Below are 18862 nucleotides of genomic sequence, written 5' to 3' on the forward strand. Positions count from 1 at the left end.
TGTGGTGTCGCAGTGCTTGACTTACGCCCATGCGAGTCAAAGCCGCCACCGTCCAGAAATTCCTGCTCGGCATAGCGCTGTTGGCGGCACTGGCGTGGAACCTCGCGCATGCCAGTGAAATCAAGGGCTTGGAGCTGCGCACCGGGGCGACCGGCACGCGCGCCGAGGTCGTCCTCGACCAGAGCGCCGATTACAAAGTCCTCAGCCTGAAGGGCCCGGATCGCCTCGTCGTCGACCTGCCGGCTTCCAGCGTCGGCAAGAGCGTCAAGCTCCCGGCCGGGGCCGGCATCGTCAAATCCGTCCGCACCGGCGCACCGCAGCCGGGCACGGTCCGCATCGTGTTCGATCTCGCCCAGCCGGTCGCCGCGCTCAAGCCGCGCATCGAGCAGAGCGGCTCGGGCCCGCGCCTGGTCCTGGAATGGCCCGGCGACGGTGTCGAACCCAAGGCCGCCATCGCGGCCGCGCCCGCGCCGCCGCCGACCGCCGCTGCACCGACCGCCGCAGCGCCGGCCGCCAAGGCCGATCCCTCGGCCGAGTCCGCCGCCGCGACCAGCCGGTTGATTTCCGAACTCGCCGCCCGCAATGCTCAGGCGCCGGCCACGGTGGCCTCGGCCCAGACGCCCACCGCAGCGGCGTCGCAGGCCGCTCCGGCTTCCGGCCCGCAGGCTTCGAGTCCGCAAGCTTCGAATCCGCAAGCTTCGAGCGTGCAGCCCCTGAGCGTGCAAGCTCAGAATCGGCAAGTCCCGGGCGCTCAGGCTCCCGTCGCGCAACTGCCCGACAGCCAGGCGCCTGCGCCGCCTGCCAACACAGCGGCGGCGCCGGCTGCCAACGCCCAACAGCTCGCGGCCCAGCAGGCCGCGCGCCAAGCGGTGTTCGAACAAGCCGCGCAGGCACCCATGCCGGCCTCGGTCGCGAGCGGCGTGCCGACCCGTGACGTGCCGACCCGTATCGCCACCGGCGTCCCGACCCGCGTCGCGACCGGCGTGCCGACGCCGATGCCCGGCGCCGCGGCGCCGGCCCCGGCCGCCGCGATGCCGGAAAGCGCGCCGCCGGCCGGCGCGGTCAAGACCCTCAAGGACGTCATGCGCGGCCGCGGCATGCGCCCGCTGGTGATCGCGATCGATCCCGGCCACGGCGGCCAGGACCCCGGCGCGATCGGCCAGTCCGGCAAGCGCGAAAAAGACGTGACCCTGGCGATCGGCCGCGAACTGGCGCGCCAGATCAACGCCACGCCCGGCCTCAAGGCCTACATGACCCGCGACACCGACGTGTTCATCCCCTTGCCGCGCCGCGCCCAGCTGGCGCGACAGGCCAAGGCCGACATGTTCATCTCGATCCACGCCGACGCCGCCGAGAACCGTTCGGCCAAGGGCTCGTCGGTGTACGTGCTGTCGCTCAAAGGCGCGTCCTCGCAGCGCGCGCGCTGGCTGGCCGACAAGGAAAACGCCTCCGACCTGGTCGGCGGCGTGCGCCTGCAGCAGGCCGACAACACCCTGACCTCGGTGTTGCTCGATCTCACCCAGAGTGGCCACATGAAGGCCTCCGAAGACGCGGCCGGGCACGTGCTCAGCGGCCTCAAGCAGGTCGGCCACAACCACAAGCCGCACATCGAGCGGGCGAACTTCGCGGTGCTGCGCACCTCGGACATGCCGGCGATGCTGGTCGAGACCGCCTTCATCTCCAATCCGGAAGAAGAGCGCCGCCTCACCGACCCCTCGCATCAGCGCGCGCTGGCGCGGGCGGTGCTCGACGGCGTCAACACCTATTTCACCCGCCAGCCGCCGCCGGGCACGATGTATGCGGCGCGCGCCGAGGCGCAACTGCCTTCGCCGGGCGGGTTCGGGGGCGGCGGCAGCCCCTGAACGGCCTGCCGCAGGCGCAGTCCTGAACGGCGATTCGATGACCGAGCGCCTGCCATCGCTGGAGCGGCGCTGCGCGAGGCGATCGAGCGTGCGCTGGCGCAAGGCCGAGCCCTGTGGTTGACCCTGCGCTACCAGCACGAGGGCGAGGCCGCGGTGCGCGAGTACTTCCTGAAACCGCTCGACGGCAGCCTGCGCGTGGGCCTGGACGACTATCTGGAACGCTACGAAGACGCGACCGACCTGTACTTTCGTTATGTCCGGCGCAGCTTCGCCGGCCTCGACGCGACGCTCGCGTTCACTCTCGAACAACTGCCGGTGACCGTCGAGGACTTGCGTGGTGCGCTGAGCGCGACCGGCCGTCGCTGACGCGCCGCGGCTTTCCGGCGTAGCCCCGCCGAGGCGCCCAGCCGCGAAACCGCTCGAACCGCAAGCTCCGGATCGCGGCATCCGCCCCCCAGCGGCTATCATCGATCCCCGTCCCCCGATGGTGCCCGCGCACCGAATGCCGCCTGTGAGCATCCGCCAACTGCCCGACACCCTGATCAACCAGATCGCCGCCGGCGAAGTGGTCGAACGCCCCGCCTCCGTGGTCAAGGAACTGGTCGAGAACGCCCTCGACGCCGGTGCGCGCCGGGTCGACATCGACCTGGAAGAGGGCGGCGTGCGGTTGATCCGGATTCGCGACGACGGCGCCGGCATTTCGCCGGACGAACTGCCGCTGGCGATCTCGCGCCATGCCACCAGCAAGATCGCTTCGCTCGACGATCTCGAAGGCGTGACCACCCTGGGGTTCCGCGGCGAAGCCTTGCCCTCGATCGCTTCGGTCAGCCGTTTCGCCCTGTCCTCGCGCCGGATCGGCGAAGACCGCGGCGCCATGCTCGAAGTCGACGGCGGGCGGGTCGGCGAGATCGCGCCGAAGCCGCATCCGCAGGGCACCACGGTCGAAGTCCGCGACCTGTTCTTCAACGTGCCGGCGCGGCGCAAATTCCTCAAGGCCGAACGCACCGAACTCGGCCATATCGAAGAGTGGCTGCGCCAACTCGCATTGGCCCGTCCCGACGTCGAACTGCGCGTTTCGCACAACGGCAAGCCGACCCGGCGCTGGAAAGGCGAGGGCGACCTGGTCGACATGGGCCTGTCGGACACCCGCCTCAGCGAGGCGCTCGGCGAGGAGTTCGCCAGGAACGCGCTGCGCGTCGAACACAGCGGCGCCGACCTGCGCCTGCACGGCTGGATCGCCCAGCCGTCCTACAACCGCGCCAGCGCCGACCAGCAATACCTCTACGTCAACGGCCGCGCGGTGCGCGACCGCAGCATCGCTCACGCGGTCAAGCAGGCCTACGCCGACGTGCTATTCCATGGCCGCCAGCCGGCCTACGTGCTGTTCCTGGAACTCGACCCGCGCCGCGTCGACGTCAACGTGCACCCGGCCAAGCACGAGGTGCGGTTCCGCGATGCGCGCCTGATCCACGATTTCGTCTATCGCACCCTCAACGATGCCCTGGCCGAAACCCGCGCCGGCATGGCCCAACAGGCGCCCGCGGGTGCGGAACCGGCCGCTGCCGGTGCCGCCGGCTCCTCGATGTATGCCTGGCGCCCGCAGGCGCCGCTCGGCCTGCAGGTGCAGGAAACCCGCGCCGGCTACGCCGCTCTGTACGGCAACGGCGGTGGCGGTTCCGCGGGCGGCGGCTATGCCGGCGGCGGTTACGGCGCAGGCAGCGGCAGCGCCTATGCGATGCCGCCGCGCGAGGCGAACGGGGCGAGCCAGCCGTCGGGCGCGCTGCCGCACAGCGAGGACGAGACCTTGCCGCCGCTCGGCTACGCGGTCGCGCAGTTGCATGGCATCTACGTGCTCGCCGAAAGCGCCGAAGGCTTGATCGTGGTCGACATGCATGCCGCCCACGAGCGCATCGGCTACGAAAAACTCAAGGCCGCCCACGACGGCGAAGGCCTGCGCACCCAGCCCCTGCTGGTGCCGGCGACCCTGGCGGTGTCCGAGCGCGAGGCCGAAGTCGCCGAGCGCGAGGAGGCGACGCTGGTCGCGCTCGGATTCGAAGTCACCCGCAGCGGCCCGCAGTCGCTGACCCTGCGCGCGGTGCCGGCCTTGCTGGCCCACGGCGACGTCGAGGCCTTGCTGCGCGACGTCCTCGCCGACCTGCGCGAACACGGCGAGTCGCGCCGGGTCGCGGCGGCCCGCGACGAATTGCTTTCGACCATGGCCTGCCATGGCGCGGTGCGCGCGAACCGGCGTCTCACTTTGCCGGAAATGAATGCCTTGTTGCGCGAGATGGAGGCTACGGAACGCTCCGGTCAATGCAATCATGGCCGCCCCACCTGGGCGCGCTTCAGCCTGCCCGAGATCGACCGCTGGTTCCTGCGAGGCCGTTGAGATGACCGTTGCACGCAACTTTGCACCTGGGTTTGCACGCGCCGTGACCAGCGCGATGTCCGCGCCGGCGTTGTCGGTCCTGTTGCTGCTCGGCCTGGCCGCCTGCGACTCGCCCGAACAACAGGCCGAGCAGAAGCGCGAGGCGGCGCGCGCGGTCGCCGCCAGCGACGACTTCAGCCGCGACCAGCAATTGTGGCGCCAGCAACGCAAGGAAGAACTGCTCAAGCCCGACGGCTGGGCCAGCCTGGTCGGCCTGTATCCGATCGATGCCGGCTCGCATTATTTCGGCAGCGATCCCGACAACGGCATCCGGCTCGGTGTCGGCCCGGCCCATTTCGGCCTGCTGTCGCTCAACAAGGGCCGCCTGCGTTTCATTCCCGAGCGCGGGTTGTCGCTGACCCTGAACGACCAGCCGCTCAAGGGCGCGGTCAACCTGCTCGCCGACGATTATCCGGCCGGTCCGAGCAAGATCGGTTTCGACGAGGGCCAGGGCATCCTGACCGTGATCAAGCGCGGCGACCGCTATCTGTTGCGCGCGCGCCATGCGCAGGCGCCGACCCTGACCGGCTTCAAGGGCATCGACTACTGGGAGCCGCGGCAGGACTGGAAGCTCAGCGCGAAGTTCATCGCCCATCCGCCGGGCAAGAGCATCGACATCGTCAACATCATCGGCACCATCGAGGCGACTCCGAACCCGGGCGCGATCGAATTCGAACGCGACGGCCGGACCTATCGCCTCGAGGCGCTCGATCAGGGCGGCGACGAGCTGTTGCTGGTGTTCGCCGACCGCACCAGCGGCCACCAGAGCTACAGCGCCGGGCGTTTCCTCGACGTCGCGCGGCCGAACCTGCAAGGGCTGGTGACGGTCGATTTCAACAAGGCCTACAACCCGCCGTGCGCGTTCACCGCGTTCGCGACCTGTCCGCTGCCGCCGGCGGAAAACCGTCTCGACCTGGAAATCGCGGCCGGCGAGAAGACCTACAAGCACGAAGACACCGTGCCGGCCGCGAGCGCCACCGCGCAGGCCTCGTGAGGCCGCGGCCTCATCGCGGCGCATCGCCCTCCCTATCACCGAGTCCGACCTTCGCGTCGCCGACCCAAGGATCAGTCTGCCCATGCGGTTCCTGAAGTTGTTCGTCCTGCCCTTGTTCACCGCCTCGGTGCTCAGCGCATCGCTGACCTCGGCGACCGCGAGCGCCGTCGGCGACGCGCCCGCGGCGACCGCGAAGGCGCCGCCGGTGCCCTTGCTGTGGAAAGTCTCCGACGAGGACAACGCGGTCTATCTGCTGGGCTCGTTCCATCTGCTGCGCGCCGACGATTACCCGCTGTCGTCGGACATCGACCAGGCCTTCGCCGGCGCCGGCAAGCTGGTGTTCGAGGTCGCGCCGGAGGAGATGTTCGACCCGAGCGTGCCGCAGCGCTTCATGGCGCGTGCGCGCTACGACGACGGCCGCACCCTGAGCAAGGTGTTACCGGCCGACCTGCGCGAAAAGCTCAACCGCGTGCTGGCCAAGAACGGCAGCTCGCTGGCCCAGCTCGACGCCTTGGAACCCTGGTTCGTCAACCTGTCGCTGGTGCTCGGCGTGTCCCAGTCGATGGGCTTCAGCCCGCAACTGGGCCTGGATCAATACCTGATGCGGCAGGCGGCCGAAGCCGGCAAGCCGACCGCGGGCCTGGAGACCATGGAGTCGCAGCTGCAGGTCATGGATTCGGGCCCGCTGCCCGAGCAGATCACCGCGCTGCGCGAATTCGTCGACAAGCCCGAGGACGTGCCGGGCATGCTCGACGACATCCACGCGGCCTGGCGCAACGCCGATCTCGCCAAGCTCGACGAGAAGGCGCGCGTGGAGATGGAACAGAAGACCCCGCAGACCTACCGGATGGTCAACGTCGAACGCAACGAAGCCTGGCTGCCGCAGATCCAGAAAATGCTCGACGAGTCCAAGCAGGGCGACAGTCTGGTGGTGGTCGGCTCGCTGCATCTGCTCGGCAGCGATGGCTTGGTCGAGCGCTTGCGCACGAAGGGCTATACGGTCGAGCGCGTGTGCTCGGTATGCGCACCGACCGAGGGCGCGCCGGCCGACGGCGCGGTGCCGGTGATCGGCGCCGAGCGCGCCTTCGCCGCCAAGGAGGCGGGCAAACCGGCCGACGGCAAGCGCGGCAAGGAGCAGGCCGCCAAGGGCCAGGCCGGCAAGGACGGGGCGAGCAAGCCCGATACGAGCAGGCGCGGCGACGACAAGCACGGCAACGACATGCGCGCGGCGGTAGAGGCCGAGGCGATCGGGCAAGAGCCAACCAAGCCAGAGTCGCCCAAACCAGAGTCGCCCAAACCAGAGCCGGTGAAGTAAACCTCGGTCGAGCCAGAGTTACTCGCCAACAGGCATGCGCAGCCGCCGTGCAGGGCGCCCAGTCGCGATGAGGGGACGATGGCGTCGCCACTCCCGCAAAGGCGGGTTCGTTTCTGTTTCGGCGACCGCCGAATCTCCAGGGCCTCGTCGAGGCACGACGCCGAAGTCTCCGGACTCCGCCTTCGCTGGAATGACGGCAGGAGAGCGGCCGGCGGCTCTGCGCGATGATGTCCGGAACTCGCCGACGATTTTCGCTCATCTCATTTCGATGCATCCACCCGCGGGTCGCCCCTTCTTAAACCGGGGCGAGGGTTGCTTCCGACGACGAGCCTGTCGGCGATACGGACCGGTGCGTCGCGCGCTACTGAGCGCCGACGACGCTGGCGTCGGTTGCCGGGACCAGCACGATGCAATCCACCGGGCAGGCCGGCACGCATAGCTCGCAGCCGGTGCACAGCGGTTCGATCACCGTGTGCATGTGCTTGGCCGCGCCGATGATGGCGTCGACCGGGCAGGCCTGGATGCACTTGGTGCAGCCGATGCAATCGGCTTCGACGATCAGCGCGACCGGCGCCGGCTTGTGTTCGCCGCGGCTGCGGTCGTACGGCCGCGCCGGCACGCCGAGCAGGCGCGCCAGGGCGCGTGCGCCGGCGTCGCCGCCGGGCGGGCAGTGATCGATCCCGGCCTCGCCGCGCGCCATCGCTTCGGCGTAGGGCCGACAGCCCGCGTAGCCGCATTGCCCGCATTGGGTCTGCGGCAGCAGGCGGTCGAGGCGCTCGGTCAGATCCATGAGGCTAGAAACGAGGGCAGAGAAGTGAGGAGTGAGTAAAAGCGGAGGTTTCGTAGCCGGGGCTCACTTCTCACTCCTCCGAACTCACTTCTCGCCCGCCATCACTTCACCGGCATGCCCGGCGCGGCGCCGCCGTCGACGTCGAGCAGGTGCAGGCTGCCGCCGTCGAAGCCGGCCGACAGGATCATGCCTTCGCTGATGCCGAAGCGCATCTTGCGCGGGGCCAGGTTGGCGATGAACACCACCTTGCGGCCGACCAACTGGCCGGGCTCGGCGTAGGAGCCGCGGATGCCGGAGAAGATCTGGCGCGTGCCGAGTTCGCCGGCGTCGAGTTCGAAGCGCAGCAGCTTGTCGGAGCCTTCGACGAATTCGCACACCCGTACCGTGCCGATGCGCAGGTCGAGCTTGGCGAAATCGTCGATCCCAACCGTCGCGACGACCGCTGCATTCGGGCTCGAGGACACGGCAGCCGGCGTTGAACTCGCAGCGGCGACGGCAGTACCCGGGTTTTTGCCATCGGCGGCGACGGCTGCCGGCGCCGAGGCGGCGAGGGATTCTTTGCTGGATTCAATCATGGTGTCGATCAGTTTCGTGTCGATGCGGGTGAAAAGCGGCGCGTAGGCGCCGATCTTGTGGTCGAGCAGCGGCTCGGCGAGGTCGTGCCACAGCGTCACCGGCGCGGCGAGGAAGGCCTCGGCTTCGCTGGAGACGCGCGGCAGCACCGGCTTGAGCGCGGCGGCGAGCACGCGGAACAGGTTCAGGCCCTGCGTGCACACGGCCTGCAGATGGGTTTCCGCTCCATCCTGCTTGGCCAGCACCCAGGGCTTGTGCTCGTCGATGTACTTGTTGGCCTCGTCGGCCAGAGCCATGGTCAGGCGCACCGCGCTGGCGGCTTCGTTGCGCGCATAGGCCTCGGCGATCGGGCCGAGCTGGGCGACGAAGCGCTGGTACATCGCCGCATCCGGCAGGGTCGCCGACAGCTGCCCGTCGAAACGCTTCTCGATGAAACCGGCGCAGCGGCTGGCCAGGTTGACGAACTTGCCCACCACGTCGGCGTTGACCCGGGCGACGAAGTCGGACAGGTTGAGGTCGATGTCCTCGACGCCGCCGCTGGTCTTGGTGGCGAAGTAATAGCGCAGCGCTTCCGGGTCGAGGCCGACGTCCAGATAAGTGCGGGCCTGGATGAAGGTGCCGCGCGACTTCGACATCTTCTCGCCGTTGACCATCAGGTAGCCGTTGACGTGCAACCGGGTCGGCGCGCGGAACCCGGCGCCGTGCAGCACCGCCGGCCAGAACAGGCCGTGGAAGGTGACGATGTCCTTGCCGATGAAGTGGTGCAGTTCGGCGTCGCTGTCGCGCGCCAGGTAGGACCAGAAGTCCAGGCCTTCGCGTTCGCACAGGGCCTGGAAGCTGCTCAGGTAGCCGATCGGCGCGTCGAGCCAGACGTAAAGGTACTTGCCCGGGTGGCCGGGGATCTCGAAGCCGAAGTAGGGCGCGTCGCGCGAGATGTCCCAGGCGCGCAGGCCGCCGTCGACATCGAGCCATTCGTGCAGCTTGGCCTTGATCCCGGGCGTGGCGACGTCGCCGGCCAGCCAGTCGCGCAGGAAGCCCTCGAAATGACCGACCTCGAAGAAGAAGTGTTCGGACTCGCGCAGCTCCGGCGTCGCCCCGCTGACCACCGAGCGCGGCTCCTTGAGTTCGGTCGGCGCATAGGTCGCGCCGCAGTTCTCGCAGTTGTCGCCGTACTGGTCGGGGGTGCCGCAGTTCGGGCAGATGCCCTTGACGTAGCGGTCGGGCAGGAACATGCCCTTGACCGGGTCGTACAACTGCGCGACCGAGCGGCGGGTGATGTGGCCGCTGTTGTCCAGGCGCGCGTAGAAGCCTTCGGTCAGGGTGCGGTTGCCGGCCGAGTGGGTCGAATCGTAGTGGTCGAACTTGATCCCGAAATCGGCGAAATCGCGCTCGTGGCTTACCTGGACGCCGGCGATGAACGCTTCCGGGGTCAGGCCGGCCTTCTCGGCGCCGAGCATGATCGGGGTGCCGTGGGTGTCGTCGGCGCAGATGTAGTGAACGCGGTGGCCGCTCATTCGCTGCGCGCGGCACCAGATGTCGGCCTGGCCGTAACCGACCAGATGACCGAGGTGCAGCGGCCCGTTGGCATAGGGCAGGGCGTTGGAGACGACGATTTCGCGGGACATGAGTGCGGGTGCCGTGGGTGGTCGTGAATTATGGCATGGGCCTGCGCGCCGGCCGTGGCGGACCGCGCGGTCCGGGGCCGGCGCCGGCGCAAAAAGAAACCCGGCGCAACCGCCGGGTTTCCGTGGGTCGCGGACCGGCGCGGCGCTTACTGCTGGCGCATCCAGGTCTGGGTGCGGCCGAGCAGCGAGAAGCCCATGAAGCCGCGGACTTCGAGTTTCTTGCCGCCGTCGATCGGGGTGACCTTGACCGAATAGATCTTGCCGGTGGCCGGGTCGAGGATCTGGCCGCCGGTCCAGCTGCCGCCGTCCTTGCGGATGCCCCACAGGATCACCATGCCCTCGACCGGCTTGTTCTTGCGCTCGCCCGAGCACTTGTCGCAGGTCGGGTTGGGGCCGCGGTCGGACTGCAGGACTTCGTTGACGCGGCCGGCGAGGCTGCCGTCCTTGGCTTCGTAGATCTCGACCACCGACTTGGGCTTGCCGGTCTTGTCGTCGACCGTGGTCCAGGAACCGACCGGCGTGGCCTGGGCGAACGCCGCCATCGGCAGGGCGAGCAGCAACAGTGCAAACAGTTTGGTACGCATGGGTCCCCTCCCAGGGATTGGGCGTGATCGAAGCTCATTCGGACCGCGTCCGGGACCGCTCGATGGACCGGCCGGGGTTCGCGGTTACGGTCTTTATACCGCATCCGCCGGGGTATGGATGACGGCCCGGACGCCGTTCACGCCGGCAAAGAGAAGCCCGGCTTGCGCCGGGCTTCGGACCGATCGCCGGTTCAGTCGAAGGCGTATTCGAGCTGGGCCGAGATTTCGCGGCCGATCGGGCTGTAGGAGCGATAGAAGTACGGGTAGGCGTCGTAGCCGTTATCGCGCGGGTGGAACTTGTTGAAGACGTTGTTGACGAACACCGTGACCTTGGCCTTGTCGGTGATCTGCTTGCCGACGTTCAGGTTCCAGAGGAAATACGGAGCGATGCGTCCGGTTTCCTGCCAGTTCGGCAGGCTGCCGTAGCGGGTCATGAAGACAGTCGCGCTCCAGTCCTGCTTCTGCCACGAGACCGAACCGCGGACGCGGCTGCGGAAGTCGAAGTTGGTCATGTCGTCGCGCCAGTCGCGGTCGACCGGATCGGTCGCCAGCAGCTGACGCTCGCTCTTGAGCGTATGGGTCCAGCCGAGCTCCCAGCGGTAATCGCCGAAGCGCTCGGTGTTCAAACGCCAGTTCACCGCGGCGTCCAGGCCGGCCACGTGCAACAGCGACTGGTTGACCGGGCCGCTGCGGATGTTGGTCACCCGGTCGGTCGGCTCGCCCGGCGCGGTCTCGCGGGTGACGCGGCCGGTGACTTCGCGGCAGAACGCCGAATCCGGGGCGAAGGCGTAGGGCTGCCGGGTGCGGGTGAGGCCGGTGCGGCAGCCGCCTTCGTTGTCCATGATGAAGGTGCTGGTCAGGGTGGTGACCGCATCGTCGAGCTTGATGTCGTAGTAGTCGACCGACAGCGACACGCTGTCGCCGATGTCCCAGACCAGACCGGCCCCCCAGGACTCGCCGGTTTCCTCGGTCAGCGAGGGCTCGCCCTGGCTGGTGGCGAACATCGAGTAGTTGTAGACCGCACCGGTGCAGGTCGAGGCGGCGAAGCCGGCATTGAGGCAGCGGTAGGTGTCGAGGACCGTGTTGAAGCTGCCGCTGCCTTCGTTGAACACGAAGTGCATGTCCGGCGCCTTGAAACTGGTCGAGTAGTTGCCGCGGATCAGCAGGCTGTCGAACGGACGCCACTCCAGGCCGTAACCCCAGGTCTTGGCGTCGTCGACCGCGGTGATGTCGTCGTACTTGTCGAAGCGGCCGGCCAGGCTGGCCTTGAGCGAGGGCAGGATGGGAATGCTGAATTCCACGCCCGCGGCGTAGCGATCGCGTTCGCCGCCGCCGTTGGTGCCGGTGAGGTTGTAGGTCTCGACCACGGTCGGCAGGATGCTGCGCGGCGAGTTGAGGTCGTAGCCCTGCGAGGTGAAGTCGACCACCGCGGCAAAGCCGAGCGGGCCGGCCGGCAGGTCGAACAGGTCGCCTGAGATCGTCGCGCTGCCCTGGTTGACCCAGGACTCGGCCTCGTACTTCAGCGTGGTCGACATCGCCCGGTACTGCGCCGGAGTCAGCGGGGTGTAGAAGCGGTCGAGATTGAGCCGGTAGCGCGGCGTGCCGGTGGTGTTCAGGCGCGGGCCGAAGAACCAGTCGGTGACCGCCGAACCGTCCAGGCGCGGACGCGTGCGGTCGGCGCGGTATTCGGCGCGACCGACGGTGACGTCCCAGTCGAAGCGGTCGCCGAGGGTGCCGCGCAACCCGAACGCGACGTCGAGCGACTTCTCGGTGAAGCGCTGGTACATCGCCTCGAAGCCGCCGTACTCCTGTGGCGTCAGCACGCGCTGCAGGTTCATGTTGGCGTTGAAGCCGGTGTCGAACCAGGTGGTGACGCGGCCGGTGCGGTCGATGTGCGGACCGCTAATGGCCTCGGTGCCGCCGGACAGCTTCGACTTGGAGTAATAGCCCTGCAGGCTCGACCAGGCCTGCAGGCCGTTGCCGAAATCGTAGGTGCCGTAGGCATAGCCCGACCAGTCGCTGTTGCCGTTGGCGATGGTCTGGTAACCGACATCGTTCCAGGAACCGCAGGCCCGTCCGACGTTGGTCACCGCGCGGGTGCCGGCCGCGACCGTGCGGTAATTGAACGGCACGAATTCGCCGTCGAAGCGATCGCACACGCCCGCGGGCGGGGCGATGTAGGAGTTGGCGGCGCCGCCGGGGCGGTTCAGGCGCAACGAGGCGGTCGGCTGATTGACGCCCAACTCCGGAACCGGTCGAGGATTGTCGTCCGCCGAGTCCATGAAATCGCGCTGGAACCCGAACACCGGCTCGTCGGCGAAATACTCCAGGGCGTAGGTCACGCTCCAGTTGTCGCCGGAGCGGCCGCCGACCCACTGCAGGTTGCCGAAATCGCCGCCGCCGGTGGTCGAGGTGCCGCCGCGCACGGTGACCTTGTCGCCGTTGAAATCGGTCTTGAGCACCACGTTGATGACGCCGGCGACGGCATCGGAGCCGTAGATCGCCGAGGCGCCGCCGGACAGGATCTCGATCCGGTCCACCGCCGCCGAGGGGATGCTGCCGAAGTTCTGGAAATTGCTCTGGCCGTTGTACGGAAACGGATAGTCCGCGGCGCGGCGGCCGTTGATCAGCAGCAGCGTGCGGCCCGGGCCGAGGCCGCGCAGATTGACCGGACTGCCGTTCGGAGTGAAGCCGCCGGCCGAGTTGAGTTCGTTCTGGGTCGTGCCGCCGTTCTGGGTGAGGGTGGACAGGGCATCGAACACGCTGACGAAGCCTTCGCGCTGGATCTGGGTCGAGCTGATCACCGTCACCGGCGAGGGGCCTTCCAGTTGCGTGCGCTTGATGCGCGAACCGGTGACGACGACGCCGGCGACGTCGGTGGTCTTCTTGGAGACCTCCTCGGATGGCGCCGCCGGGTCGCTCGGGTTTTGGGCATAGGCCGGGCTGCCGGCGCTGACGAAGATTGCGGCGACGAGCGCCCGTGACAGCCTGCTCTGACGCAGGCCGCTTGATTTGTTGGACATCGGTGGTTTCCCCCTAAAGCGAATGACTTCCGCGGACGGCTTATCGAATTTGCCGATCCTGGCGTGAAGTTGTTCCCTTTGTGGCGAAAATTAACATGAGGTTAATCGGGATGTCACCGGGTACCGGTCAGCACTTGCGTCGGGCGCCGGGTGCTCGGGCCGGGCGCACGGCCCACGGGGCCGGGTGCTTGCTGCCGCGCCACCCGCCAGGCCTTACCATGTGTCCCGGCCGCCCAGCGGCCCGCCCCCCATTCAGAGTCCCCATGCACAACCAGACCCCCCATACGGCCGGACGGCCGTCATGAGCGAGAGCTTGCAGGCCGCGATCGCGGCATTACTCATCCCCGAGACCGATCTGCGCCTGGGCGACAGCGAGGCGCGCATCCGCGCCGGCGTCGGCGAAGGCCGCGCCGCGATCTCGATCACCGCCGGCTATCCGCTCGACGGCTTGCGCGCCGGGCTCGAAGCTTCGATCGGCGAACTGCTCGCCGGCCAGGGCCTGAGCCTGGCGAGCCTGGAGCTCAACACCCGCATCGTGTCGCACACGGTCCAGCCCAAGCTGTCGCCGCTGCCGAGCGTGCGCAACCTGATCGCGATCGGCTCGGGCAAGGGCGGCGTCGGCAAATCGACCACCGCGGTGAACCTGGCCCTGGCCCTGGCCGCCGACGGCGCCCGCGTCGGCGTGCTCGATGCCGACATCTACGGCCCCAGCGTGCCGATGATGCTCGGCCTCAGCGGCCGACCCGACAGCCCGGACGGCAAGAGCATCGAGCCGATGCGCGCGCACGGCCTGGAAGCGATGTCGATCGGCCCGCTGGTCGAGCAGGACACGCCGATGATCTGGCGCGGCCCGATGGCGACCTCGGCGCTGACCACCCTGCTCAACGACACCCGCTGGGGCGAGCTCGACTATCTGATCGTCGACCTGCCGCCGGGCACGGGCGACATCCAGCTGACCCTGTCGCAGAAGATCCCGGTCGCCGGCGCGGTCATCGTCACCACCCCGCAGGACGTGGCCACGCTCGACGCCAAGAAAGCCCTGCGCATGTTCGAGAAGGTCGAAGTGCCGGTGCTCGGGCTGATCGAGAACATGGCCGTGCACGTGTGCTCGAACTGCGGCCACGCCGAGCACCTGTTCGGCGAAGGCGGCGGCGCGCGCATGGCCGCCCAGTACGGCGTGACCCTGCTCGGCAGCCTGCCGCTGGAAATCGGCATCCGCGAGCAGGGCGACGCCGGCGTGCCGATCGTCGCCGCGGCGCCGGATTCGGCGGCCGCGCGCGCCTACCGCGCCACCGCGCGCCGGCTCGCCGTGCAGCTCGCGCTGCGCGCGCGGGCGACGCCGTCGATTTCGGCCTCGCTGCTCGGCTGAGCGCGGCCCGCACCACCTCCCTCGTCACCGGCGGCCCGGCTGCCCTTACTGGAACATCGCAATGAGCATCAAGTCCGACCGTTGGATCCGCCGCATGTCCGAGCAGCACGGCATGATCGAGCCGTTCGAGCCCGGCCAGGTCAAGCACGCGGCCGACGGCCAGCGCATCGTCAGCTACGGCACCTCCAGCTACGGCTACGACGTGCGCTGCTCGCGCGAGTTCAAGGTTTTCACCAACATCAACTCGACCATCGTCGATCCCAAGCATTTCGACCCGGGCAGCTTCGTCGACATCGAGAACGACGTCTGCATCATCCCGCCGAACTCGTTCGCGCTGGCGCGCACGGTCGAGTACTTCCGCATCCCGCGCGACGTGCTGGTAGTCTGCCTGGGCAAGAGCACCTATGCGCGCTGCGGCATCATCGTCAACGTGACGCCGCTGGAGCCGGAGTGGGAAGGCCACGTCACCCTGGAATTCAGCAACACCACGCCGTTGCCGGCGCGCATCTACGCCAACGAGGGCGTGGCGCAGATGCTGTTCTTCCAGTCCGACGAAGTCTGCGAGACCTCCTACAAGGACCGCGGCGGCAAGTACCAGGGCCAGGTCGGCGTGACCCTGCCGCGCACCTGAGCCCGGCCGCCGCGACATCGGCCCCGACGGCCCGGCGCGGATGCGTACCGGGCCGTTTTCGCAGGCGGCCGCCGCCGGCCGCCCCGGCGAGCCCGCCAATTCGTTCGAATCGTTCGCATGGAATGCGTACGGACGCCGCGGTCCTGTTATCGTTCGCCGTCACAATTCGACAGGCGTCGCGGCAGGGGGCCGCCGGCGCCATCTAACCAAGGAGCAAAGGAATGGACCCGCAGAACCCGTATCAAAGCCCGCAATCCTCGCTGACCCCGCCCGAGCACGACGGCGAGGAGCTGGCCGATCGCGGCATCCGGCTGGTCGCCGCCATCATCGACACGGTGATCATGATCGTGCTGCTGGTGCCGGTGATGTTCGTCGGCGGTTATTTCGAACAAGTCATGACCGCGGCGCAGAGCGGCGAGCAGAGCTACGGCCTGCAGATGATGTGGGGCCTGATCGGCCTCGTGGTGTTCTTCCTGGTCCAGGCCTATCCGCTCAACGCCAGCGGCCAGACCTGGGGCAAGAAGGTCATGAAGATCAAGATCGTCGACATGGACGGCCTGCAGCCGAGCCTGGCCGAGCTGCTCGGCAAGCGCTACTTGTTCTCGCAGGGCATCGGCCTGATTCCCTGCCTGGGCGCGATCGTCCAGCTGGTCGACGTGCTGATGATCTTCCGCGAGGACCGTCGCTGCCTGCACGACCAGATCGCCGGCACCAAGGTCGTCGTCGCGCGCTGATCCCGGCCGCGTCGATGCCCAAATAAAGAGCGCCGATGCGAAAGCATCGGCGCTTTTTTAACGGCTGGCGCAAACAGCGATCCCGCACGACGCGGAAGGCCTTTAGGGTAGGAGCGGCGCAAGCCGCCACCGCGCCGTCCCGATCGCCTGCGTCGCTACACGAAAGCGGTGGAACTCAACGCCGCTGGTAAGTAACGAAAAACCCCTGCAGATCGCCGTTCTCGATGTACGGCTCGACGCTGACCACGTCGTAGCCGCGGGTGGTGAAGGCCTGGTGCGCGCGACTCAGCGCGTTGGCCGCGCCCTGGTTGCGGAAGCCCCAGCTCGCGTCGACCCACAGGGTCACCGCGATCAGGTTCTTGTTGACGGCCTCGGTGGCGACCTGGTCGGGGTTCTTGTCGAACAGGCCGGCCTGCGCCGGAGCGGCGATCGAACCGGCGAGGGTGGCGGTAGCGAGCAGAGCGGCGAGCAGCAGGCGTTGCATGGGGGATTCTCCGTCGGGTCTGTGGTGTGCGATGAGCGGCCGTCCGGGTGGAGCGGCGGCCTTGCGATGAGCGGCTGCGCGACGAACGCCGGATCAGTGCTCGGCGCCGCCGGCGATGCGCCGGTCGATCCGCGTGCTCAACGCTGTTTCCAGCGCCACCCGCAGGCCGTGCACGACGGTGTCGATCGCCAGGCTCGGCGCACCGGCATGGCGCGCAGCCTGTGCCGGAGCATACGGAATGTGGATGAAGCCGCCTCGAACGCCGTCGCGCGTGCGCAGGGCGTGCATCAGCCCGTAGAACACGTGATTGCAGACATAGGTGCCGGCGGTCTGGGAAATCTCGGCCGGGATGCCGGCCGCGCGCAGCGCCGCGAGCATCGCCTTGATCGGCAAGTCGCTGAAGTACGCGGCCGGGCCGCCGGCGACCACCGGCTCGTCGATCGGCTGCGCCCCGAGGTTGTCGACGATGCGCGCATCGTCGATGTTGATCGCGATGCGTTCCAGCGACAGCTGCGAGCGCCCGCCGGCCTGGCCGACGCACAGCACCAGCGCCGGCTGCAGGCGGTCGATGGCCTCGTTCAACTCGCTCAGGCACTGGCCGAACGCCACCGGCAGGCAGCGCGCGACGACGCGATGTTCGCGGCCGTCGCCGCCGACGACGATCGCGCCGTCGAGCCGGCGCACCGCCTCCCAGCTCGGGTTGTCGCTCTCGCCGCCGAACGGCGCGAAGCCGGTCAACAGGATCGTCGCCTGCGGAGCGGTCGCTTGCGAAGTAGCGGCTGGCGTGTTCACCGGAAAGCGATCCAGTACATCAGCACCACGTTGCAGGCCAGCAGCACCACGCCGGTCGGCCACTGCGCGCGGATCACCCCGTACGGGTCCTTGAGTTCGAGCAGGGCCGCCGGTACCAGGTTGTAGTTCGCCGCCATCGGCGTCAGCAGGGTGCCGCAATAGCCCGAGAGCATGCCGATCGCCGCCAGCGAGGCCGGTTCGGCGCCGTGGTGGTGGACCAGCAAGGGCAGGGCGATGCCGGCGGTCATGACCGGGAACGCGGCGAAGGCATTGCCCATGATGACGGTGAACAAGGCCATGCCGAGCGCGTAGGCGGCGACCACGACGAACGCATTGTCGACCGGGATCACCGAGCGCACCACGCCGGCCACGGCCTGGCCGACGCCGCCGGCCTCGAACACGCTGCCGAGCGTGGCCAGCAGCAGCGGCAGCAAGGCCGCCCAGCCGATCGAATCGACCAGCCGCCGCGATTGCTCGACGCCGCTCCACGGCGTCTGCCCGGTCAGGCGGCATGCGGCGGCGAGCGCGATCAGGCAGGCGATCGCGAGCGCGATCAGGGTGACGTTGGCGGTCTGCAGCAAGGGCAGCTCGCCGATGCGCACGTACTTCAGGCCGAGCGCGCCGATCAGGGTCACCGCCGGGATCAGCAGGGCCGGCCAGAACAGCCGGTTGCCGAGCTGGCGCGCTTGGGTTTGTTTCTCTTCGGCGCCGGTTTCCTCGTAGTCGCCCTTGCCGAGGCCGCCAAAACCGGCGAGCACCGCGAGCACCACCACGCAGGCGCCGACGAGCTTGTTCGGCAGATGCTCGGCGGCGAACATCAGCAGGGCGATCAGGCCCCAGAACGCGCCGTTGGCGAAGCGGCGCGGATTGGCGCGGTCGCGCAGGCCGCGCCAGGCGAGCAGGCCGAAGTAGGCGCCGAGCACCCAGTAGACGAAGGTCAGGGTGATCACGGCGAGGGCGGCTCCGCCGCCGCCGCGCGCCGTTGCGCCAGCCTGCGTTCGAAGCGGAAGATCCGCACGGCATGGATCGCGAAGGCGCAGATCGCGGTCGGGATGCCCCACAAGGCGATCTGCAAAGGATCGAGCTTGAAGCCGTGCTCGGCGAAGAAGCTCTGGATCAGCAGCACCGCGCCGAAGGCGATGAAGATGTCCTCGCCGAAGAACATGCCGACATTGTCGGTGCCGGCGGCCAGGGCGCGGATGCGCTGGCGTTCGTCGTCGTCGAGCTCGCCGTGGCGGGTCTGCGCCGCGCCCTCGGCCATCGGCGCGAGCAGCGGGCGCACCGTCTGCGGGTGCCCGCCGAGGCTGGTCAGGCCGACCGCGGAAGACAACTGCCGCATCAGCAGATACGCCACCAACAGCCGCGCCATGGTCGCGCCGCGCAGGCGCGCGACCCAGTTCTGCGCGTGTTCCTTGAGGCCGTGGCGTTCGAGCAGGCCGATCACCGGCAAGGTCAGCAGGAACAGCAACAGGAACCGTTTCTCGGTGAACGCCTTGCCGAGTACTTCGAGAATGTCGAGCGGCGACAGCTGCGCGGCCAGGCCGGTGACGAAACCGGCGGCGACCACCACCAGCGCCGGGTTGAGCCGCAGTACGAAACCGATCACGACCGCGGCGACGCCGATCAGGGGCCAATAGTTCATGCCATGCGCTCGCTCA

16 protein-coding genes are annotated in these 18862 nt (G+C 68.6%); 8 read left to right on the plus strand and 8 right to left on the minus strand.

Features of this window, described 5'->3' with window-relative positions; translation table 11 throughout:
- The first annotated feature begins 29 nt into the window (after positions 1–29).
- From AC6CH2_RS17725 to AC6CH2_RS17745, 5 genes are all read left to right on the plus strand, one after another.
- Positions 30–1862, plus strand: a complete 1833-nt coding sequence (locus AC6CH2_RS17725) for an N-acetylmuramoyl-L-alanine amidase (protein WP_498270334.1) — start codon at positions 30–32, stop codon at positions 1860–1862.
- A 117-nt stretch (positions 1863–1979) separates the two neighbouring features.
- Positions 1980–2228: a hypothetical protein gene (locus AC6CH2_RS17730; RefSeq protein ID WP_498270335.1), complete on the plus strand. Its 249-nt coding sequence runs from the start codon at positions 1980–1982 to the stop codon at positions 2226–2228.
- 145 nt (positions 2229–2373) lie between these two features.
- Positions 2374–4251, plus strand: a complete 1878-nt coding sequence (gene mutL / locus AC6CH2_RS17735; protein ID WP_498270336.1) for a DNA mismatch repair endonuclease MutL — start codon at positions 2374–2376, stop codon at positions 4249–4251.
- 43 nt (positions 4252–4294) lie between these two features.
- A complete protein-coding gene (locus AC6CH2_RS17740) occupies positions 4295–5284 on the plus strand; it encodes a DUF1684 domain-containing protein (RefSeq protein WP_498270337.1) in 990 nt (329 codons plus the stop codon).
- Between the two features lie 82 nt (positions 5285–5366).
- Positions 5367–6599 carry a TraB/GumN family protein gene (locus AC6CH2_RS17745; protein ID WP_498270338.1) on the plus strand — a complete coding sequence of 411 codons (1233 nt, stop codon included), beginning with the start codon at positions 5367–5369 and terminating at the stop codon, positions 6597–6599.
- Positions 6600–6960: 361 nt separating this feature from the next.
- Here the strand turns inward: AC6CH2_RS17745 and rnfB are convergent, their stop codons facing one another.
- The 4 genes from rnfB to AC6CH2_RS17765 all read right to left on the minus strand — a co-directional run bounded on the left by rnfB (position 6961) and on the right by AC6CH2_RS17765 (position 13194).
- Complete coding sequence (gene rnfB / locus AC6CH2_RS17750) at positions 6961–7389, minus strand: Rnf electron transport complex subunit RnfB (RefSeq protein ID WP_435396910.1); 429 nt, start codon at positions 7387–7389, stop codon at positions 6961–6963.
- Between the two features lie 101 nt (positions 7390–7490).
- Positions 7491–9587 (minus strand): methionine--tRNA ligase, encoded by a 2097-nt coding sequence (metG, locus tag AC6CH2_RS17755; RefSeq protein ID WP_498270339.1) that lies wholly within the window; start codon positions 9585–9587, stop codon positions 7491–7493.
- A gap of 146 nt (positions 9588–9733) precedes the next feature.
- Positions 9734–10171 carry a DUF2147 domain-containing protein gene (locus AC6CH2_RS17760; RefSeq protein ID WP_498270340.1) on the minus strand — a complete coding sequence of 146 codons (438 nt, stop codon included), beginning with the start codon at positions 10169–10171 and terminating at the stop codon, positions 9734–9736.
- A 191-nt stretch (positions 10172–10362) separates the two neighbouring features.
- Positions 10363–13194, minus strand: a complete 2832-nt coding sequence (locus AC6CH2_RS17765) for a TonB-dependent receptor plug domain-containing protein (protein ID WP_498270341.1) — start codon at positions 13192–13194, stop codon at positions 10363–10365.
- 301 nt (positions 13195–13495) lie between these two features.
- Here AC6CH2_RS17765 and apbC point away from each other — a divergent pair, with 301 nt between their 5' ends.
- The 3 genes from apbC to AC6CH2_RS17780 all read left to right on the plus strand — a co-directional run bounded on the left by apbC (position 13496) and on the right by AC6CH2_RS17780 (position 15928).
- Positions 13496–14563 carry an iron-sulfur cluster carrier protein ApbC gene (gene apbC, locus AC6CH2_RS17770; RefSeq protein ID WP_498270342.1) on the plus strand — a complete coding sequence of 356 codons (1068 nt, stop codon included), beginning with the start codon at positions 13496–13498 and terminating at the stop codon, positions 14561–14563.
- Positions 14564–14624: 61 nt separating this feature from the next.
- Entirely contained in the window at positions 14625–15194 is a 570-nt protein-coding gene (dcd, locus tag AC6CH2_RS17775; protein ID WP_031372257.1) for a dCTP deaminase, read from the plus strand.
- A gap of 221 nt (positions 15195–15415) precedes the next feature.
- Entirely contained in the window at positions 15416–15928 is a 513-nt protein-coding gene (locus AC6CH2_RS17780; RefSeq protein WP_498270343.1) for an RDD family protein, read from the plus strand.
- Between the two features lie 175 nt (positions 15929–16103).
- Here the strand turns inward: AC6CH2_RS17780 and AC6CH2_RS17785 are convergent, their stop codons facing one another.
- From AC6CH2_RS17785 to AC6CH2_RS17800, 4 genes are all read right to left on the minus strand, one after another.
- A complete protein-coding gene (locus tag AC6CH2_RS17785; protein WP_498270344.1) occupies positions 16104–16412 on the minus strand; it encodes a hypothetical protein in 309 nt (102 codons plus the stop codon).
- A 93-nt stretch (positions 16413–16505) separates the two neighbouring features.
- Positions 16506–17204 (minus strand): pyroglutamyl-peptidase I, encoded by a 699-nt coding sequence (gene pcp / locus AC6CH2_RS17790; RefSeq protein ID WP_498270345.1) that lies wholly within the window; start codon positions 17202–17204, stop codon positions 16506–16508.
- Positions 17201–18154, minus strand: a complete 954-nt coding sequence (locus AC6CH2_RS17795; RefSeq protein ID WP_498270346.1) for a DUF979 domain-containing protein — start codon at positions 18152–18154, stop codon at positions 17201–17203. The genes pcp and AC6CH2_RS17795 overlap by 4 nt, the downstream gene beginning before the upstream one ends.
- Positions 18151–18846 (minus strand): DUF969 domain-containing protein, encoded by a 696-nt coding sequence (locus AC6CH2_RS17800; protein ID WP_498270347.1) that lies wholly within the window; start codon positions 18844–18846, stop codon positions 18151–18153. Before AC6CH2_RS17800 ends, AC6CH2_RS17795 begins: the two co-directional genes overlap by 4 nt.
- Positions 18847–18862 lie beyond the last annotated feature (16 nt).

Source organism: Lysobacter sp. GQ73, assembly GCF_059758755.1.

Excerpts from the sequence above, each read along its gene's own strand:
- metG (WP_498270339.1), bottom strand. The coding sequence starts at position 9,587 with ATGTCCCGCGAAATCGTCGTCTCCAACGCCCTGCCCTATGCCAACGGG.
- AC6CH2_RS17725 (WP_498270334.1), top strand. The coding sequence starts at position 30 with ATGCGAGTCAAAGCCGCCACCGTCCAGAAATTCCTGCTCGGCATAGCG.
- AC6CH2_RS17800 (WP_498270347.1), bottom strand. The coding sequence starts at position 18,846 with ATGAACTATTGGCCCCTGATCGGCGTCGCCGCGGTCGTGATCGGTTTC.
- AC6CH2_RS17760 (WP_498270340.1), bottom strand. The coding sequence starts at position 10,171 with ATGCGTACCAAACTGTTTGCACTGTTGCTGCTCGCCCTGCCGATGGCG.
- AC6CH2_RS17785 (WP_498270344.1), bottom strand. The coding sequence starts at position 16,412 with ATGCAACGCCTGCTGCTCGCCGCTCTGCTCGCTACCGCCACCCTCGCC.
- dcd (WP_031372257.1), top strand. The coding sequence starts at position 14,625 with ATGAGCATCAAGTCCGACCGTTGGATCCGCCGCATGTCCGAGCAGCAC.
- AC6CH2_RS17765 (WP_498270341.1), bottom strand. The coding sequence starts at position 13,194 with ATGTCCAACAAATCAAGCGGCCTGCGTCAGAGCAGGCTGTCACGGGCG.
- AC6CH2_RS17780 (WP_498270343.1), top strand. The coding sequence starts at position 15,416 with ATGGACCCGCAGAACCCGTATCAAAGCCCGCAATCCTCGCTGACCCCG.
- apbC (WP_498270342.1), top strand. The coding sequence starts at position 13,496 with ATGAGCGAGAGCTTGCAGGCCGCGATCGCGGCATTACTCATCCCCGAG.
- AC6CH2_RS17745 (WP_498270338.1), top strand. The coding sequence starts at position 5,367 with ATGCGGTTCCTGAAGTTGTTCGTCCTGCCCTTGTTCACCGCCTCGGTG.
- rnfB (WP_435396910.1), bottom strand. The coding sequence starts at position 7,389 with ATGGATCTGACCGAGCGCCTCGACCGCCTGCTGCCGCAGACCCAATGC.